This window comes from Pseudomonas sp. 06C 126, from assembly GCF_001855215.1.
Lineage (GTDB): Bacteria > Pseudomonadota > Gammaproteobacteria > Pseudomonadales > Pseudomonadaceae > Aquipseudomonas > Aquipseudomonas proteolytica.
In genome coordinates this window covers 130,351-147,054 of the sequence record NZ_MIFU01000013.1, presented here as the reverse complement: position 1 = coordinate 147,054, position 16,704 = coordinate 130,351, and the positions used below count along the sequence as shown (strand labels likewise).

Here is a 16,704-nt window from a genome sequence, read left to right as displayed (position 1 = left end):
TGGAAACCACTCCTTCGAGAATTAGTGGTTCGAAAGTACGATCTTTCAAACAGCGTATCTAGATATAGGCGGATTGACTACTCAACTGAGCGAATGCCTATTTTTATTGGTTTATTGGGCTTATACGCTCAAATCCATCAGTTCATCTGATATCTAACTATTTCAATCAGAATTGACATTCTGATGTTCAAAATATTAAAAATGATTAACTCATTTTTCCGGAGGGTGAACGAATGATCCCAGTTACGGCGTTGCAGCTGCCTTTTCATCTGGCCATCCCTGGTGCCAGGGTTCAGCTAGTCGAGCAATCTGATGGATTTGTCATGAAGGTCTATCACAGTGGTGTCACTCACATACTGCACGCCCAGCGTCAGCACGTGCGCCTGTTCATATCGTTGAACAGGGCTGCGGCTTTCCTGAGTCGTCATAACATCCATATCTTTTCCGTCGCCACATCGAGTGCCACGCCCGCTGCCATTGAGAGCGACCTCGTACGCGAATTCGCTGTGACAACCACTTCGATCCCAACAACAATAAGCAAGCCTGGCCCATACCCGATCAAAAACGCGAGCACCATTCTTAAACACAGTGGTTCAGCCTCAGACGACGATCTTGCGGATCACTTCCTCCAAGAGCTTGAGGACTACAAGGACTCTCTTTAGCCCCACGTCGGTTAAAAGAGGCAGAGGTGATTAGTCATCACAACTGATACGCAGGACGCCCTTCCTGACTAGACCTCCAAAATCACTCTCCTCCACAGCTTCGCAGTAAGGCTCTGGGTCGTTGGAAGCAGGCGACAGTCTCAAACGTCGCCATCCGTCCCAGCTGTATCTACGGGCAAGAGAAACTGCTATACGAGGCCATCTGGTGGCTATAGGTTTGTTGCAAATAGTCCGGTTCTGTTTTGTGGAGCCGTGACGAACCTGACCCTATAAGTTAGGCAGTTTTCTCTCATTTTGACTTTCTCAGCTCAGGGCTAGACATGCACACCATAAGGAAAGTGGTAATTCAGAATTTCAAGAAATTCAAATCTCTCACGCTCGATTTCGAAGCTGGGAAGAATGTGTTGATCGGCAACAACGAGGCAGGAAAAAGCAGTATTTTGCTTGCCCTAGACCTCGCGCTCGGCGGGAGTCGCAACCGCATTGAAGCTCTGGGTGCAGAAGCTCTGCTCAACAAGGATTCGGTTGACACTTTCCTTGCTGGGGAGAAAAGCCTGGAGAAACTACCTGAGCTGATAGTCGACGTTTTCCTAGAGGAAGGTGACGACGAAGGCCTGTATGGAACCAACAACTCCCACCAGCGCCAGACTGACGGCGTGCGCATGATCCTTGCGGTGATGGCCGAGTATGGCGAAGCGGTGCAAGCCATCTTGGCTGATGATCAACCGAACTTCCCATTCGAATATTATGCGGTGCGGTTTGAAACGTTCGCCGGCAGGCCCTACGCAGCATTCAACCGCCCCATTAAGCACATGATGCTAGACGGTTCACGTATTGATGGCGATCACGCGTCTCGTGAATACACCCGAGCCGTTTACGCTTTCAACGCCCCCGTTGAAGACCGCTATAAACTTGAAAACCTGTACCGCCAAGGCAAGCAGGCTTTTACAGGACAACATCTCGCAGCGCTCAACGCTGACCTACCCGCGTATCAGTTTGACGTACGGAGTAGCGTCCGGTCGAACCTGGAAACTGACCTAATCATCACGGAAGACAATATTCCGCTTGAGAACCACGGCAAAGGAAGGCAGTGCTTCATCAAGACTGAATTTGCGCTTAGCAAGCACAAGCAAGGCGGCTTGGATGTAATGCTCTTGGAGGAGCCTGAGAACCACCTCAGCCATTCCTCCATGAAAGCACTTGTCGCCAAGCTAGCGGAGAACGAGAGCACCCAGCTTTTCATTGCAACCCACAGCAGCCATATCTGCTCAAGGCTTGATCTTCGGCATGCCCTTTTGATCGGCCCGAATGCAGCTGCTGGCTCACTTAAAGCCCTATCACCTGACACCGCAGAATTCTTCATGAAGGCCCCGGACAACAACGTCCTGGAGTTCGCGCTCTCGAAGAAGGTGATATTGGTTGAAGGTGATGCTGAATTTATCCTGGTGGAAGAGTTCTATAAGCAATGTACAAATGGGCGTTTACCGCATGTCGATGACGTTCACATAATCTCTATTGGGGGCACCAGCTTCAAAAGGTACATGGAGCTCGCTAACCTGCTCGGAATTCGAGTCGCAGCCATACGAGACAATGACAAGGATTATCAGAAAAACTGCGTAGAAAACTACGTCGACTTCGCTTCGGATAATGCCAAAGTCTTTGCCGACAAAGACAATGACCGTTCAACCTTCGAAATAGGGTTGCACAACGACAACGAGGAAACCTGCAAGACCGTCTTCGGCCCAGGACGAAAAACCCTCTCCCCCTTGGAATACATGCTGGCAAACAAGGCAGAAGCCGCGTTTGAACTGCTCAAGGGAAAGCCAGGCGAGCTCACCGTTCCTGCCTACATCGCGGAGGCAATCCAATGGATAAACGAGTGATGTTCGCCGTCGCAGGGTCAGGGAAGACCACCCTGCTAGTGAAGCGTCTGAGCCTAGAAAAGCGCGCACTGATAATCACCTACACGGAGAACAACTATCGCCATTTGCGCGATAGCATCATCAAACGGTTTGGCCATGTCCCAAAAAACATCAACCTGCTGAGTTATTTCACGTTCCTTTATAGCTTCTGCTATCGCCCTCTGCTGCAAGTGCATATGCAGACGCGGGGAATCAGCTTTCGAGCTCCGCACGCCCGTACGTTAAAGCTCAAACGGGACAATATGGCGTATTACGCCACTACAAGCGGCAGCGTTTACCACAATCGCCTCGCAAAGCTCCTAGAGACCGTTAATGCAATTCCTGACGTGATGGCGCGAATGGAGCGCTTTTACGATGAGTTTTATGTCGACGAAGTTCAAGACCTAGCAGGTCATGATTTCAACCTGCTAATGGCATTAGCGAAAGCCAAGGTTGAAATGCTATTTGTAGGTGACTTCTACCAGCATACGTTCGACACCAGTCGTGATGGAAACGTGAACAGCTCGCTACACGCCGACATTGGGAAATACGAAAAGCTTTTTCAAAAGGCGGGTGTGACTGTCGACAAGGAAACACTGAGCCGAAGCTGGAGGTGTGGCGTCACCGTATGTGATTTTATTCGAACACATCTGCAGATTGATATGCAGTCACAGCATACCTACGAAACCGAAATCATTCCTCTGGCCAATCAAGTGGATGCTAACGCCGTACACGCCGATGGCAACGTGGTGAAGCTGTTCTATCAGGAGCATTACAAGTACGGGTGCCTGTCTAACAACTGGGGCGCCAGTAAGGGTTTGGATCACTACAACGATGTGTGCGTTGTGCTGGGTACTACTCACTGGAAGATCTATCAGACGTCCTCGCTCGCCGCGCTCCCCCCACAGACAAAAAACAAGCTTTATGTTGCGTTCTCACGGACTCGCGGAAGGCTGTACCTAGCGCCCGAAAAACTTTTCAAACCATTTAAAACGGACTAGGTCGTAGCCATGGGTGGTGATGTCTGGCGTAAGACCTTGTCCAGAAAGTATGCTCAGTATGAAGGGGAACCGCTGGGCATGACACCTAGCGTGATCAGTCGAAAGACTGGCCCTGCTCCATCTCCCCAATCCAGCTGTATGTGCCGTTTAGCCAAACGAAGACGCTGTTGAGCACCTCGCGCAAGTGCCGGATGTTGATATGCGTAACGTCTGGGAGATGGTCTTTACCACTGTTGGTCGTCGCATACCGAAACGCCATCGAGTCTGGGTCGACGTTGTCCAACTGGCGAATGAATTCGTGAACAGCAGTAGCGTTGACGTCAGAACGCTCTAGCCCCAAGTCCTTGAGCAGATGCCGCAACTCCGACCACAGAGGCATCAACGGATGCTTATCGTAGTTCTTGGGCTCTTTGCCTGTCAGAGCGCGAGCACTCTTTAGCATCAGCTTGAACTGCAACTCCAAGGAATGGCGGTACAGAAAAAGCAAAGGATAAATGCCGCTGTCCAATGGCACCTGACGATTCGCCATCGCCTCTACAAGACCGTCGGCGGCATCTTTGTATGCAAAAGCATAGAGGTCGGCACGAAAGTGAGACCAGTTCAGCATCGCGTTGTACTGCCAATCCTCACCCTGGATAAACAGCTGCTGGCCGGAGAAGTCAGCCGGCCACTGGATGGCCTCAAGCTCCGGGTCGAGCATCGGTAGCGATTCCTCATCCATATCGTCTCCTCACGTTGGCCAGTCCATGGTGTAGAACTTTACGAATCTAGGTGGACTAACGGCAACCAGTAAGTGGTTTTCTGGCTCGGGCTACTGTGCGAGAAAGCGTGATCTCAGGTTGAGGTCACGGTGTCCTTTTTGCGGAGACATCGAAAAATGGCTCTGATCTATGCTGAGCACAGTTTCGACGCCTAATGAGCCTCAGAGAGTACGTTATCGCGGCAGCCCAGTAGTCATTGCAAGGAAGCTTGTATGAAATTTTATCGGTTTGATCCCCAGAAACTTGTTATGCCCGTGAAGCACGACGTGCAAGTTGATTCCGATTTGGCCGGCCTGATTCTGCAGGTGCGTCCCAAGGACTGCATTGTGCTGGCCGGTTGGGACGCGAGAGCCCAGGTTGGTAATGTGAGGGCATTTGGCATCGTCATGACGGTTGATCGAGAGTCAGGCCGTGCAAAGATTCTATGGCGCGAGGCTGATGTCACGCTTCGGCCCAGCTCGAATGGAAGACGTTACTGGGTGCAAGCCAAACACTGGTTTGCTTTTGCTCCTGACGTGGTCAACCGGTACGGTCTTCCAGATCTACATGCCGAATATTTTCCAGACATCGCTGGATTCGACATCCCTGCACCACCACCGCCCGTGAAAGGTGTGAGTCGTCCCTCGAATTCGCCGACAGGTGGATACGTCTATGTCATTCGATCTAAGCTGGGTTTCAAGATCGGCAAAACAATTCACCTGAAAGCTCGCACTCGGCTCTTTGAGGTCAAGCTCCCCTTTCCCATAAGCCTTGAACATTACGCCTGGTTTGATGATTACAGTCATGCAGAGCGAAGCTTCCACATCACTTATCAAGCAAAGCGCCTTGAGGGTGAGTGGTTCGATCTCGACGCCTCCGATCTTGAGCAGATCAAAACTTTTGGTAAGTCTGTGCCGGTGGCAGGGCTGTGAATAGGAACTCAAATGGAAGTGAATAGCTATTTGCGAGTCGAGGAGTCGATAGAGACTTGCCTTGAAATGTTGATGACGGCTTTGGTCACGATACCGACCCAGGTCACTGAATGTACTTCTGTCTCTACAGGCTCTTCTGCAGTCGCCATGCTAAATCGCGAAGCCTTCATCAAAGCGTGCGAGAGCCTCAAGCCTGCTGTGGTATTCATTTATCGCGAGCATAGCCTTTTGGAGGAACAACTCGCCGATCTGGTTTCCGAAATCACAGACGTCCAGGCTGAGGCGGATAAGCTCCGACAGGAGTTTTTGTCCACGGAAGCGGAAGTCATGGCTAGGGTTCGAAAATCCTGTCCTGATTACTCTCACCTTCAGTGTTTCTTTACCAGCGGGGCGTTATTAGTCGCGATGGCCTGTGAGGTAGGTGACTACCAGGACTTCACAGAGGCACTCGACAGATTTGAGCAGGCTGCGGATGAGGCTGAGGAAATGGCGTCATCTCTAGACCAGGCAAGACTGAACGGTGAGATGAAAAGGGTCGCGGAGACGGTTTCCAAGGATCAAGGATTCATTTCCCTTCGTGGCAAGCGAAAGCGGGCGATGTACGTCCTAAAGCATTACCGACAGGGGATTCCTGAGTCTCCATATCTTGAGCGACCCGATCAGGGATCAGAACCTATTGATCGGAACGTCGTTCTCGTTGCAAGGCAAGCCGCTGATATTCTTGAGTTTGAGACCTGAGCACGGTCAACCGCCGACGTACCACAGCCGGTTAACTGTGCTCTTGGGCAGTTCTAATTGCCGGCAAACCTCCGCTTGAGAAAGACCTGCCGCCTTAAGATCGCGCACCGCTTTGAGTCTTTCTGCGGCAGCGATTCTCTGGGGTGTAGTGAGCGTTTGGGGTTCGGCAGGTAGCTGCTCATCAAGAACACCAAGCTGCATGAGTTCTTTCATTGTGTCATTCAGAACTGAGCGCGCGGTCTTACCTTCATCGGCTGCGGCCACCAGTGTGAGAAAGGAGAGTGGCATTAGGCCTAGCGCTTTAGCTAAGTCGGCACTGAGATCGACGGTTGCCGATGTCGTCGATGCTTCCAAGCGGCTTATGTGTGCTTGGTCAGTCTGATGCTGGAGGTCTGCTTGCGACAACCCATGTCGAACCCTCAGCCACTGTAGCGTTGCCGCATATGCCTTCCGCAAAGACATCCAGCGCACCTCTCCCCAAAAGGAGACGGTATGCCCCGTTTGATGAGTTCCACACAAATGTATATAGTCATTGCGATGGAACTACAGGCGCGCCACCTTTGCGATCTGTACGTGCGCAGAGCCCTATTTTCTTTGTCGCCAAGAGGATCATCAATTTATGACTAATTCTTCTGAGCACGAGCTGCTGCGGGAAGGGGAAACCTCCTCTGCTGGCACATCGCTGTCTCATGCAGAAGTGGAAGTATTGGTCGCGGGGCGCTTCGGTCGTAAGCCTTTTTGCACCGTCGAGGACTGGGTCATCTTCCACGTCGACGAGTCCCCAGAGTCGCTCGCGAAAGTAAGAGCTACTGGTCTGGAGCCGATGTTCATGTATGCCCATTGCGTCATCCATGACGGTCATGGCCGGTTTCCACCAGGGGGCTGGGTGCGCTCGACCCTGTGTAAATCGTTCGACGGTGTTTGCCTGTTCGAGACGCGAAACACGGTGTACGTGCTCGTGGGAAAAGGGCGCGAGATGACTGCCTCGCTGAAGACAATATTTGGCTTATGTTAATCGCAGGCCCACTTCGCGGGCCTGCTCAACACGAGATACACGATGTTCAGGATTAGCATGCAAGACCAGGCCGGCCCGGTGGGAATGTTCGGGGACGGTCTCGCTCACTTTCACGCCATGTCGCGATCCTTGGTTACCCATTGGTATCACGTGAGCCTCAAGCGCCGGCATGAGGGGCGATTCGTAGCTTATGAAGAGATGCTGAACGATGAGCCTCGCTTGGTAGAGCTGCTGGTCTCCCAAGACGAGAGCATGGTCATTCAAGATGTCCAGGTCGTTACCCCGGCATGGATGAACAACGGGTCAGGCTGGAAGATGGAAAAGCTGAAATCACTTTCCATGGGGTTCAACCGGGCAGAAGTGCCAATCTGTGTTTTGCAGGTCGAGAGTGGTGATGTGTACGTCAATACCCATCAACGCGACCTGGATGTCGATGCCTTGGTTGGGGTCAGGGTGCTATATCGGCGCCGTTCTGAGACCACTGACGTAGCCTCAGCGTCGGAGGCTGTGTAGCCATGGAAGACATCAATACTGTTGCAGTCGATTTACACGAAAAGCGCTACTCGGACTTAGACCTCCTTCGCATAGCCAAAGCAGTGAATCAAGACTACGACGGGCTGATCACGGCCTACTTGGTGAATGTCCATATTCATGCGTGCAGTGCCGTTGGCGTGGTGTTCAGTCACATTTGCCCTGGGCCGTACCAACGATTTGCAGATGGTAGGCTGATTCGGACATCGGACATTCAGTCCGTTACGAAGGAAGGTAGGTTTTGGGTGATCAATACGGTCAACTCGAAGTACGTCATTGCGACGTTCAGGCGGGACGTCGGGCGCCGTAGCCTGCGTGAGTTCATGCGTATTGCGGGTGATAGGTATATGCCAACGCCTGATCGCCTCCAGTAGAGTCATGATAATTGTTGTTGGTCGGGCGTGCCCTCTTCGAGGGCCGGCTGTCGTGAACCAAGCCCCACTGTTGCGGGTCTTGGCCCTAACGGGCTTGCATTCTCACGCCTGCGGCCATCCTGCCGCCTCGTGGCGAACATGAAAACGCGCTCCAGACCCGGATGAACGAGTTCTCTGCCGAAAAACGGATGATGGCCCGTTACGCGGCAGGTCTCTACCCCTTAGTGGACAGCATCCTCATTGATACCGGTACTACGACTCTATTTTTTGCTCGGGAGCTGGCCAAGTTCAGCTGGATAACGGTGATTACGAACTCCCTCATGATTACCGAGAGCATGGGGGCAAGTGGCAACCGGGTATCCATGATCGGAGGAGAATACCGTCCTGAGTCGGCTCAGAACACGGGGGCTTTGGCAATGGAGCAGATTGCTCGTTTCAACGCCGAGCACGCTGTTGTGACCATCGGTGCGTTGAGTGCGGACGGCGCTTTCGACTTCTGAATAGAAGAGCAAGCGATCACCAGGGCAATGATCGCTCGCACGCGATACCTTACAGTCATCGCGGACTCTTCGAAGATGGGCAAGCGCGCTTTGTTTCAGGTTTTCGCTCTCGAGCGGATTGATCGATTGATCATCGATAGAAAGCTCGTAGGGGAGGTTGTGAAGCCGCTGGCTGAGGCACAGGTTGAGGTGCATGAAGTCCCGGCAGCTACTCGAATTGAATGGACATCTCGCTGAAACTGGAAATGATTACGGCAACGGCTCAACTCTGCCACCTGAGCTAATCATTCGCTCCCTTTGAGAGGCAGGAACAATGGCTCCCAGCAGTACCGATACGATTCTGAGTGAGATCTGGCTCGGCATGGAAAATGAGAACTCCATGTTCGTATGCACTTCGTGCGTACAAGATGATTGGATCAGGAACCTCGCCACAGGACTTATGAAACCTCGCACATGCAGCGGTTGCGGGAAGGTTGTCGAAGAGGCGCAGACGCCGGTCGAAATTGCCTCAATAATTCGAGGCCGCCTCCAGGAATACTTTATCGTCGACTATGGGCTCCATCCAGGCTACGAAATGAGCCTGCCAACAATCGTAGGTAAGGCGATCAGATGCGAGTCTGATGCTGTGTGCTCCGCGATAGCTGAGCTGCTGGTTGATCACGAAGTCGACGAGGATGAATTCTACTCCCCAGGGCAAGAGTACAGCCTGGCACCGAGCAAATTTGACTCTGAAGAGCACGAACGATGGTGGGCCGAAGGCGATTGGCACGCAGTTTCTTATGAGCTGACCCACGGTCAGCGATTCTTCAACGATAAAGCCAAAGTGTTTTTCAACTCGCTGATCCGCGAAGCAATGGGATCGAGAAAGGATGAGCTTAGCGAGCTGCCGTCAGCGGTCAAAATGGTTCCAGCAGGCTCCTTGTTCTATCGTGCCCGTGTCGCGCAGAACTTGAGTGAGGTCATACGCTTTCAGGGTGATCCGGAAAAGGAATTAGGTGCGCCGCCGAGAGAGCGTGCTGCTAACAATCGGATGAGTGCAGCGGGAATTCCATTGATGTACGTCGCGGGAGACTCTCAGACCTGTATTGCCGAGGTGCGACCGTCAATTGGAGATCAGGTCGTCGTTGCAGAATTTGTATCCACAGAAAACCTTAAGTTCTTCGACTTCACGGCACTCAGGACTCTTGAGCATTCCCCTCTCAGCCTGTTCAGTCCAAGCTTCAGTAATAGAGCCGACAGAAGGCTGCTCCTGGGCTATCTGCATGATTTGATCGCACGGCCTGTTAGAGCAAGCGATACGGATTATGTAATGACCCAAGCGCTCGCTGAATGCATTCGCTACTCAGCCCATGGATTTGATGGAATCGCTTTTCGTTCTGTCCAGCGCAGTGATGGCGGAATCAACTACGTACTGTTCGACAAGACCACATCCGCTCAAATACGCCATCCTGATCAGATGCCAGAGTTCAGTCTGGGTACATCGCCGGAGAACGTTTCAGTTCACTTGGTGAAGGGTGTGACCTATCAGACCGAAGCGCTGCCCTAACACGGTACCGCTAGCGCTTCCTGAAGCGCTAGCGGGGGTGTGTTGGTCTGAGCCGCGAGCCGTTAAGATAGGCACCCAAAGGCGGCATAGCCGTCAAATTTTCCGTGCCGAGGCCATTTACTCTAAGGTGCGTTCTGAATAGACCGCTATGGTGGGTGCATACCATGACGAACGGTCATGAGTGTGGGGATGCCGATCACAGCTGCAGGCTTGGTATTGTTGATGATCTATGATCAGGAAACCCCATTACCTCGTCGCACTGAGGCAAACATGCCAGCGATAATCCTGGCGTCGAGCAAAGCATGATGGGGCAGCTCCTCGCCCTCGCTAGTCGGAGTAAGTGTCGTTGCGTCAGTAGGGAAATTACAAACGATTCTGGGCCATCGCCCGCCGTCATAGACCAGCTCGCAAAAAAGCTCCCAGTCGTACTGGGGAGCATCGGTGACGATCTCGACCTCCTTTTTGAACGACGTCAGAAACCTGAGCAGCGACATCCTGGCTTCAACAATGGGCAATGCGTAGCTCCCACCCCACAGCTGCGGAAGCACGATTTTCTTTACGAAATCACTGCAGTCTTCTTCTTGCCAAGTATCGAGCAATTCGACGTAGAATTCGCGCCCATCCTCAGCCACTAATGCGAGTGATATCAGCTTCGCTGCTGCTGATAGCCGGGTAAACTCGCAATCAAGAAAGAGCCTCATGTTAGAACTCCGCAATGGCTAGGGCTCGCCTGGATATGGCGCAGGAAGGTCAGCTATGGGAAATGGCCCTCGAGCATCTTGGCTCAGACGGACTCCTCCAAGCGGTCATCGAAATGTTGAGCCGCGCCGCGCCTCCGCCCAGACCGTTGGTAGAGCACCTGTCCATCAATCAGGTGAGTCAGGACGTCTTGAGCATACTGAAAATTGCCCAGCAGCGGGTAGGTGCCATCGTGCCAGGTCGAACGCCTGATGCAGGCACAGTCACGCTGTACGCACGTCACGCTAGCAACTTAGTTGATGGGCTCATTACACTGCTGCCAAAGGCACAGCTTTCGCGAGCCTTGCGAGGCTCTTGTATTGAAATCGAATTGGGGATTTGACGTCCCCGTAGGCTCCCCGAACACAGGTCAGCAACAATCCTATTAGAACTTTCCCAGCGAAATGCGTCCCTTTGAGATGTTCTATGAACTCTGAATTAACTGAAGAAGAAATGCGTCGCGCTCTATTCGGTACGCCTCAGCCCGAAGAGCATGTTTCTGCTCCTCAAGTACAGGAGCATGTGCCAGAAGTATTGCCTACAAAGCCAGCAGCTCCCCAAGTGAAGAAGAAAGCGGCAAAAGGTTTTACGCCTAGGCTGAAGGTCACTCTCAGGGTTGGAAACGAATTTGAGGGAAAAATGCACGAGTTGATTCACGAGGCTGATACGTTGAGCTCGTTGCTTGCTGAGCAAGAGGCCGTGAAAGCCGCTAGGAAGAAGTACAAGTATGTGGACGTCGTCTCGGTAAAGTCGATGTAGCCACGCCCAGGTTCGCTCTCCCTCCAAGGCTCTTATAAGTGGCTTCAACGCTGCGCGTATCTAAATCGTTTGACGGTCGCACCATCATAGTCACGCCGCTTATGTTGCAGATGAGATATTGCGCTCATCCCAGTCGCTAAGCTGCCGCCGGGCTAGAGGGGAGCCCGGACTGAGGTTGCTCTGGATATGCACGTGGGGCACTTACTAATCAGAGGCTAGTAGTTTTTTAACTTCGGCAATGATCAAGTCGATGTTGAATGGCTTTGCCAAAACTGCATCAAACAGATCCGATCTTTCCATGCCGATATGGGCTTGAGCACCGCTCATCAAGATGATCGGCAAATGCTGGGCGGAGGGAAGCGCTCGGACGGCTGTAGCGAATTCTAGGCCGTCCATCACCGGCATCATAAAGTCAGTAATGATCAAGGCTGGCCGCTCTCTATCGAGCACCTCAAGCCCTTTCTGACCGTTGCTGGCCGTCACCACCATGAACCCCTCATCCTCCAGTGCGAAACTGAGAATGTCAGCGATCAAATACTCGTCGTCGACGACCAAGATGGTGGTCATTTTAATTCAACCCGCACAAAGGCTTAAGATTTTGAACCGGGCGATGTCTCAGTGGGGACTGAAGGTTCATGCCTTGAAGCCTTTTTCAGGAAAACGTCTTGATCACGGATCACGACCTCAAATCGCGAAGGATCGTAGGAGCTGTCTCTCACTTTAAGAATGGAAAGCGTCCTGCTTAGTTCAGAGTGATTCTCATAGAATCGCATCAGCATCAGGTTGTCGACGATGCTGGACAGGTCAGAGTTCGGCGCGCTTACCTCTGAACCGAACAGATCGCGCATTTCCCAGGATGCAAATACCGTAACGCCCCTAGATCGCAGCTCGTTCATCAGAGCACTGAAGAAGTCAGTAATCCGCGCTGGATTTGTCGTGACTCGCGTCATGCCGCTCAGGCTATCGATGAACAGACGTTTGATGCCTTTTTCTTCAACGATACTCAACAGCCGAGCGCCCAGCCCATCCAGAAGCCCCTCTGTGGTGGGCTGCCAGGCAATGCTCAACGCGCCGCTATCTTCCATGCCTTTGATATCGATACCCAGTGATTGGCCTTTGAGCCGCAGCCGTTGTGGGCTTTCGTAGAAACCAAAATGAAGGCCCGGCGCTTCCACAGTCGACTCGGCCAGGAACTTAAGGCCCAGAGTAGTCTTTCCGATCCCAGATGGGCCTATGACAAGAGATACACTGGAGCTGTGCAGACCTCCGCCTAATATGTCGTCCAGTGATTCAATGCCACTCGCGATGCGCGTCATATCGGCGCTATCGGGAGAAGACGGGTGGCTGTAGAGACTTTCGAGTCGCGGGTAAACTACCAAGCCCTTGTCGGTAATTTCACACTCGTGAAGACCGGTCATGGCTCCGCTGCCGCGAGTTTTGCGCAGCTGAATTCGACGCACTGAGCGAGTGCCATATAGCTCTTCACCCATCTCAATCACGCCATCAACCATGGTGTGCTCAGGACTGCCGTCGTCGAGGCGGGAGCTGGTAAGAAACAGCACCGTGCAACCAGCAAAAGCGGCATGCCCTTGCAGTTCAGAAATGAATTTCTTGGTGTCGATGTGCGAATCGGCTTTTGAACGCGCATTGAGCAAACCGTCTACCACCATCACTGTGGCTTTCTGACGGCTTATCTCACGCCGAAGCAGTTTCACTACTTCATCCAAACCGTCGTTTTCCAGAGTGTCAAACGCGCTGACAAACTGAATTTCGGCGCCTACCTTGGAAGAGTCGAAAAAGCTTAGAGTAGAAAGGAACTGAAAGAGACGGTCGTGCGATTCGGCCAGTAGCGTGGCGACAAGAACCCGGCCTCCATTGCTCGCATGATGGAACCCAAGCTGGTTCGCTAGGATCGTTTTTCCAGACCCTGGGCGCCCTTGGATTATGTATGAAGAGCCTGCTACCAGCCCGCCCTTGAGCAGAGCGTCGAGCCCTTCGATTCCACTTTCGAGGCGTTTTAGCTTTTCCACAATGCGACCCTGATCTGAAAAACAGGCTGTTTAAGCCGAGTGGGCGGAATGCTAACGCCATTTTCGTTCTAGAGCCATTGGGGCTAGATCATAGCTAGCTATGGAAGTTGCTTGTCCCGTTGCTACATGTACAAGGCGTTATCTGCGACTGCGTGAAAGTAGCTGATCACCTTGATGATGGCTTTTAGCCTCGATGCCAGCTAGATTTGGAGCTTTCTACGATCAAGGAAGGATATGAAAAAGCTCATCGCAGTAATGGGGATCTGTGTCGCACTAGGCGGTTGCGCTACGTCCCACTACACCGCAGGACGAGACTTTCCGTCGGCCAGTGTAGCGAGCATCACCAAAGGCAAAACGACGACTACTGAGTTGAAGTCCCTGTTTGGCGAGCCCTACGCCAAGAGCGCAGTCAGCGAGACTGACGAAAAGTGGATCTACACCTACACCAATGGCTCAGCCCATGCTCAAAGCTACGTGGTCACCATGAAGGTGACGACTACAGGCACTCAGAAAACTCTCGACGTCTTGATCCGCAATGATGTGGTCATCAACTACACGTTCAGCGAAGGCCCTGCGCCCGGCACAACTACCGCCACGAACTGAGAATGCAACCTTAGATTGGGCGACCTACCGCGCTCAATCAGTTGTTGATGGAGCATTGCTAAATGCAATGCTCATATCGTACGACGCTATGATCTTGCTCGAGTGTATGCCATGGAAAGCCCCCCCTCCTCGTATCTGTCGAAACACTTTGTGACTTTATCCAAGCATTGGATAGCGAGCAAAGAACAATTCGAGTAATCAATAGCAACGCTTTGTTGATGCCCGTAGAAGCCGTTTTGCATTTACTTGATACCTCCCTGAGAGAAGTCTTGAGTAATGCCCGCCAGCAAAAACCTTTTGTACCGAGCGACAAGACAATAGCAAAACTCATCAGCGAACCGCACCACCTGCCATCTCGTGGAACTCTACTGCGTCTTTTTAGGGATGCACCGCACCAGGAAGTGCTGCGAAACCTCATTGATGAGGGCAGGAAAGACTACAGCTGGCAGCCTGCACATGAGTGGCGCGCACTGCTCACGTCCCGGTTATTTATCAATCAAGTACCCTGCGACTTTTGGATCAGTATTGTCCGTGACGCTGAATTACTTAACGCGGTGGACATGCATATTGATAGAAGCGTAACGGCACAGTTTCAAGCTTACGCCAAATCCCCCATAGTTGAGCGTGTTGGCTGTCCCACCGTACGAGCATCTCTGCACGCTCGCTTGGATGAACTCAGGGATGAAGAAATAGCCAATGACGAGATCACACAGCACGTGATCATTGCAGATAGGGTCGCGGTTTTGATGCGTATGCTTGCCTGGATGGTGGCGGATACAGTCGTGGACATTTGGGAGATGACGGTTCGAGACGGAATGGAAGAAGTCACGCCATTGAACAGCATACTGCCCGCCATTGAACCCATATCTGGCGAGTGGAACAATTCAACAACCTGCGCACTTGAACACCTAGCGAAACAAGCAGGGTGGGAACAAAAACAGAGGGCGATTACCTTCCTTGGAAATCTTTGGGCTCTGCACGACCCTGATCGAAACACAGAAGCAAGCTCCCGGATCAGACTGTTGAGAAACTGGGAGCAACGCAAAAAGGGACGCCCCCAGTTTGAAACCTTGAAAAGCCTTGCTCATGCGGTAACGATTGAAAAAGCTAGGTTGAGCGACGAGCCTTTCGAGGGCAATGAGGGCTACACATGGACTCAGGCAGCGATTCTACGCATTGGCGAAACTCTCTCCCTCATTCGTCAGGGATTGGTGGACGTTGGAATGGATGCTGAGCACATCATTGGAATCATGGATGCCTACAGATGGGAGTATCGCTTCGCACGCGACGCGCTCGGAAAACCTATGACCCCACCATGAAGTCGAGGCCGCCAAGCGGCAGCCTCAAACAACATGGAGTGCATACTGTTAAGTCTTACCACTACGCTGGTTTGGATTTAACTGCTTGCCTCGATTACCTTGAGCCTTATCCCAGATTGGGTTTGTTCCAGGCGAGCCAGGATTGGAGTTCTTTTGGTCGGATCGTGCGTCCTCTGGAGCTTTACGACGACTTGCCATATCAGTTCTCCTCGCCCGAGCGATCTTCCCAATCTTCAGGGCGCTCGTCGTAATCACGAGACTGCCAATACGCGTCATTGTTCTCATTCAATTGATTCGAGCGATTGTCGTTGTCTGATTTACTGCTCATGATCTGTGTCCTCGTTGGTAGATTAGCCCGCAAGCGGGAGCAGTGCGGGTGAGGCCAGTATCAACCTCAGCACCAATCACCAATAGGGAACTGGCGAGGGAATTTGTGTCTCTCAGCGAGGCCATCTAACCAGTCCAGACATCCACAATAGTAACGCCCAACAGTCTGTTCCGACCTAGGTTTTAAGTACACCACAGCAGAGTTGTTGCTGATGAACTTGCGGCAAATTGGAGAATTTTCCGAAGGCGTGCTCTCGCTTTTGCAGACTGTGGTGGCTGACAAGTGATGGGTATTTAGGATGAAGTTTCCGGCCCTTGGGGGAAGTAGTTCTCAGGGCAGCCACTGTAACTGCCAGGCACGCCTGGGCGACGCGTCGGCTGCACGACGAATGTAGATCAGCGATGAAGATAGCTGGTGGTTCTTATGCTGCACCAATCGAGCAGATTCGCTGTGTGGCCACCATGAAGGTGATGACTACTGGCATTGAGATAATGCTCGCCGTCCTGATTCGCAAAGATGTGGTCATCAACTATACGCTCAGCGAATGCTCTGCACAGAGTACGACTACTACAACCAACTGGTGCCGGATCAAGGCGTTGGGTCGACTGCAAAAAGTGGTCTGGAAACCAAAGGTGACAGACTTAATGAAACAAAGAAATGACGCCATAGAATCGTCAACTTCAAGTGCGGAATACCGCCGTTTTAAAGGGTAAAACGCCGGTGAAGAAGGAGAGTGTTTCAAGTTGTTTCTGCTGTAATGGCCCTTAGCCCCCGACCTAGAAGGCCTGGGCATCTATCCAGCATGAGAATGGATCCAAATCGACTTTTACACACAAGTTATCCACAGACTTGTAATCTTGCAAAGTGAATTCCACCACTCTATCTTGTATGTACGCCGCTGAATGATACCCATATGTAGTGTTTTGCGAGCGAGCTGAGGTTTCAGTAAAGACAGCGAGTATGCGTGCGAAGTTTGGTCGCCGAGCA

19 protein-coding genes and 1 pseudogene are annotated in these 16,704 nt (G+C 52.1%); 14 read left to right on the top strand and 6 right to left on the bottom strand.

Annotated features, from left to right (window positions below; translation table 11 throughout):
- Positions 1-233 precede the first annotated feature (233 nt).
- The 3 genes from BHC62_RS04570 to BHC62_RS04560 all read left to right on the top strand — a co-directional run bounded on the left by BHC62_RS04570 (position 234) and on the right by BHC62_RS04560 (position 3,564).
- Positions 234-662 carry a hypothetical protein gene (locus BHC62_RS04570; RefSeq protein ID WP_070994346.1) on the top strand — a complete coding sequence of 143 codons (429 nt, stop codon included), beginning with the start codon at positions 234-236 and terminating at the stop codon, positions 660-662.
- 320 nt (positions 663-982) lie between these two features.
- On the top strand, positions 983-2,545 hold the full coding sequence (locus BHC62_RS04565; RefSeq protein WP_070994345.1) for an ATP-dependent endonuclease: 1,563 nt from the start codon (positions 983-985) through the stop codon (positions 2,543-2,545).
- Complete coding sequence (locus BHC62_RS04560) at positions 2,530-3,564, top strand: AAA family ATPase (protein WP_070994344.1); 1,035 nt, start codon at positions 2,530-2,532, stop codon at positions 3,562-3,564. Before BHC62_RS04565 ends, BHC62_RS04560 begins: the two co-directional genes overlap by 16 nt.
- A 94-nt stretch (positions 3,565-3,658) precedes the next feature.
- Here BHC62_RS04560 and BHC62_RS04555 read toward each other — a convergent pair whose 3' ends face one another.
- Positions 3,659-4,285 carry a hypothetical protein gene (locus BHC62_RS04555; protein ID WP_225936818.1) on the bottom strand — a complete coding sequence of 209 codons (627 nt, stop codon included), beginning with the start codon at positions 4,283-4,285 and terminating at the stop codon, positions 3,659-3,661.
- 252 nt (positions 4,286-4,537) lie between these two features.
- On the opposite strand from BHC62_RS04555, the gene BHC62_RS04550 reads away from it, so the two are divergent.
- Positions 4,538-5,236: a GIY-YIG nuclease family protein gene (locus tag BHC62_RS04550; RefSeq protein WP_057723454.1), complete on the top strand. Its 699-nt coding sequence runs from the start codon at positions 4,538-4,540 to the stop codon at positions 5,234-5,236.
- A gap of 12 nt (positions 5,237-5,248) precedes the next feature.
- Complete coding sequence (locus BHC62_RS04545) at positions 5,249-5,974, top strand: hypothetical protein (RefSeq protein WP_070994343.1); 726 nt, start codon at positions 5,249-5,251, stop codon at positions 5,972-5,974.
- A gap of 6 nt (positions 5,975-5,980) precedes the next feature.
- Here BHC62_RS04545 and BHC62_RS29245 read toward each other — a convergent pair whose 3' ends face one another.
- Positions 5,981-6,436, bottom strand: coding sequence for a helix-turn-helix domain-containing protein (locus BHC62_RS29245; protein WP_057723456.1), 456 nt, complete (start codon positions 6,434-6,436; stop codon positions 5,981-5,983).
- Between the two features lie 157 nt (positions 6,437-6,593).
- Here BHC62_RS29245 and BHC62_RS04535 point away from each other — a divergent pair, with 157 nt between their 5' ends.
- The 5 genes and pseudogenes from BHC62_RS04535 (at position 6,594) to BHC62_RS04515 (ending at position 9,940) form a co-directional block, all read left to right on the top strand.
- Positions 6,594-6,989 (top strand): hypothetical protein, encoded by a 396-nt coding sequence (locus BHC62_RS04535; protein WP_070994342.1) that lies wholly within the window; start codon positions 6,594-6,596, stop codon positions 6,987-6,989.
- 42 nt (positions 6,990-7,031) lie between these two features.
- Positions 7,032-7,502, top strand: coding sequence for a hypothetical protein (locus tag BHC62_RS04530; RefSeq protein WP_070994341.1), 471 nt, complete (start codon positions 7,032-7,034; stop codon positions 7,500-7,502).
- Positions 7,503-7,504: 2 nt separating this feature from the next.
- The gene (locus tag BHC62_RS04525; RefSeq protein WP_070994340.1) at positions 7,505-7,894 is read left to right on the top strand and encodes a hypothetical protein; all 390 of its coding nucleotides are present in this window, start codon (positions 7,505-7,507) and stop codon (positions 7,892-7,894) included.
- 161 nt (positions 7,895-8,055) lie between these two features.
- Positions 8,056-8,631: pseudogene (locus BHC62_RS04520) on the top strand (DeoR/GlpR family DNA-binding transcription regulator).
- Between the two features lie 76 nt (positions 8,632-8,707).
- A complete protein-coding gene (locus BHC62_RS04515; protein ID WP_070994339.1) occupies positions 8,708-9,940 on the top strand; it encodes an RES family NAD+ phosphorylase in 1,233 nt (410 codons plus the stop codon).
- 233 nt (positions 9,941-10,173) lie between these two features.
- On the opposite strand, the gene BHC62_RS04510 is transcribed toward BHC62_RS04515, so the two are convergent.
- A complete protein-coding gene (locus BHC62_RS04510) occupies positions 10,174-10,641 on the bottom strand; it encodes a 3'-5' exoribonuclease (protein WP_070994338.1) in 468 nt (155 codons plus the stop codon).
- Between the two features lie 463 nt (positions 10,642-11,104).
- Between BHC62_RS04510 and BHC62_RS04500 the strand changes: the two genes are divergently transcribed.
- Positions 11,105-11,437 (top strand): hypothetical protein, encoded by a 333-nt coding sequence (locus tag BHC62_RS04500; RefSeq protein ID WP_070994336.1) that lies wholly within the window; start codon positions 11,105-11,107, stop codon positions 11,435-11,437.
- Positions 11,438-11,641: 204 nt separating this feature from the next.
- Here BHC62_RS04500 and BHC62_RS04495 read toward each other — a convergent pair whose 3' ends face one another.
- The gene (locus BHC62_RS04495; RefSeq protein WP_053123225.1) at positions 11,642-12,004 is read right to left on the bottom strand and encodes a response regulator; all 363 of its coding nucleotides are present in this window, start codon (positions 12,002-12,004) and stop codon (positions 11,642-11,644) included.
- Positions 12,005-12,027: 23 nt separating this feature from the next.
- Entirely contained in the window at positions 12,028-13,470 is a 1,443-nt protein-coding gene (locus tag BHC62_RS04490; RefSeq protein WP_169873800.1) for an ATPase domain-containing protein, read from the bottom strand.
- A gap of 231 nt (positions 13,471-13,701) precedes the next feature.
- Here BHC62_RS04490 and BHC62_RS04485 point away from each other — a divergent pair, with 231 nt between their 5' ends.
- Positions 13,702-14,070 carry a hypothetical protein gene (locus tag BHC62_RS04485; protein WP_038443869.1) on the top strand — a complete coding sequence of 123 codons (369 nt, stop codon included), beginning with the start codon at positions 13,702-13,704 and terminating at the stop codon, positions 14,068-14,070.
- Positions 14,071-14,288: 218 nt separating this feature from the next.
- Positions 14,289-15,389: a hypothetical protein gene (locus BHC62_RS04480; protein WP_256324233.1), complete on the top strand. Its 1,101-nt coding sequence runs from the start codon at positions 14,289-14,291 to the stop codon at positions 15,387-15,389.
- A gap of 199 nt (positions 15,390-15,588) precedes the next feature.
- Here the strand turns inward: BHC62_RS04480 and BHC62_RS28820 are convergent, their stop codons facing one another.
- Entirely contained in the window at positions 15,589-15,717 is a 129-nt protein-coding gene (locus BHC62_RS28820) for a hypothetical protein (RefSeq protein ID WP_256324232.1), read from the bottom strand.
- Between the two features lie 401 nt (positions 15,718-16,118).
- On the opposite strand from BHC62_RS28820, the gene BHC62_RS04475 reads away from it, so the two are divergent.
- Entirely contained in the window at positions 16,119-16,430 is a 312-nt protein-coding gene (locus tag BHC62_RS04475; RefSeq protein WP_070994333.1) for a hypothetical protein, read from the top strand.
- Positions 16,431-16,704 lie beyond the last annotated feature (274 nt).

Coding starts and splice junctions, on each gene's coding strand:
- BHC62_RS28820 (WP_256324232.1), bottom strand. CDS start 15,717: ATGAGCAGTAAATCAGACAACGACAATCGCTCGAATCAATTGAATGAG.
- BHC62_RS04485 (WP_038443869.1), top strand. CDS start 13,702: ATGAAAAAGCTCATCGCAGTAATGGGGATCTGTGTCGCACTAGGCGGT.
- BHC62_RS29245 (WP_057723456.1), bottom strand. CDS start 6,436: ATGTCTTTGCGGAAGGCATATGCGGCAACGCTACAGTGGCTGAGGGTT.
- BHC62_RS04530 (WP_070994341.1), top strand. CDS start 7,032: ATGTTCAGGATTAGCATGCAAGACCAGGCCGGCCCGGTGGGAATGTTC.
- BHC62_RS04535 (WP_070994342.1), top strand. CDS start 6,594: ATGACTAATTCTTCTGAGCACGAGCTGCTGCGGGAAGGGGAAACCTCC.
- BHC62_RS04480 (WP_256324233.1), top strand. CDS start 14,289: ATGCCCGTAGAAGCCGTTTTGCATTTACTTGATACCTCCCTGAGAGAA.
- BHC62_RS04475 (WP_070994333.1), top strand. CDS start 16,119: ATGAAGATAGCTGGTGGTTCTTATGCTGCACCAATCGAGCAGATTCGC.
- BHC62_RS04525 (WP_070994340.1), top strand. CDS start 7,505: ATGGAAGACATCAATACTGTTGCAGTCGATTTACACGAAAAGCGCTAC.
- BHC62_RS04560 (WP_070994344.1), top strand. CDS start 2,530: ATGGATAAACGAGTGATGTTCGCCGTCGCAGGGTCAGGGAAGACCACC.
- BHC62_RS04495 (WP_053123225.1), bottom strand. CDS start 12,004: ATGACCACCATCTTGGTCGTCGACGACGAGTATTTGATCGCTGACATT.
- BHC62_RS04510 (WP_070994338.1), bottom strand. CDS start 10,641: ATGAGGCTCTTTCTTGATTGCGAGTTTACCCGGCTATCAGCAGCAGCG.
- BHC62_RS04555 (WP_225936818.1), bottom strand. CDS start 4,285: ATGGATGAGGAATCGCTACCGATGCTCGACCCGGAGCTTGAGGCCATC.
- BHC62_RS04515 (WP_070994339.1), top strand. CDS start 8,708: ATGGCTCCCAGCAGTACCGATACGATTCTGAGTGAGATCTGGCTCGGC.
- BHC62_RS04565 (WP_070994345.1), top strand. CDS start 983: ATGCACACCATAAGGAAAGTGGTAATTCAGAATTTCAAGAAATTCAAA.
- BHC62_RS04550 (WP_057723454.1), top strand. CDS start 4,538: ATGAAATTTTATCGGTTTGATCCCCAGAAACTTGTTATGCCCGTGAAG.
- BHC62_RS04545 (WP_070994343.1), top strand. CDS start 5,249: ATGGAAGTGAATAGCTATTTGCGAGTCGAGGAGTCGATAGAGACTTGC.
- BHC62_RS04570 (WP_070994346.1), top strand. CDS start 234: ATGATCCCAGTTACGGCGTTGCAGCTGCCTTTTCATCTGGCCATCCCT.
- BHC62_RS04500 (WP_070994336.1), top strand. CDS start 11,105: ATGAACTCTGAATTAACTGAAGAAGAAATGCGTCGCGCTCTATTCGGT.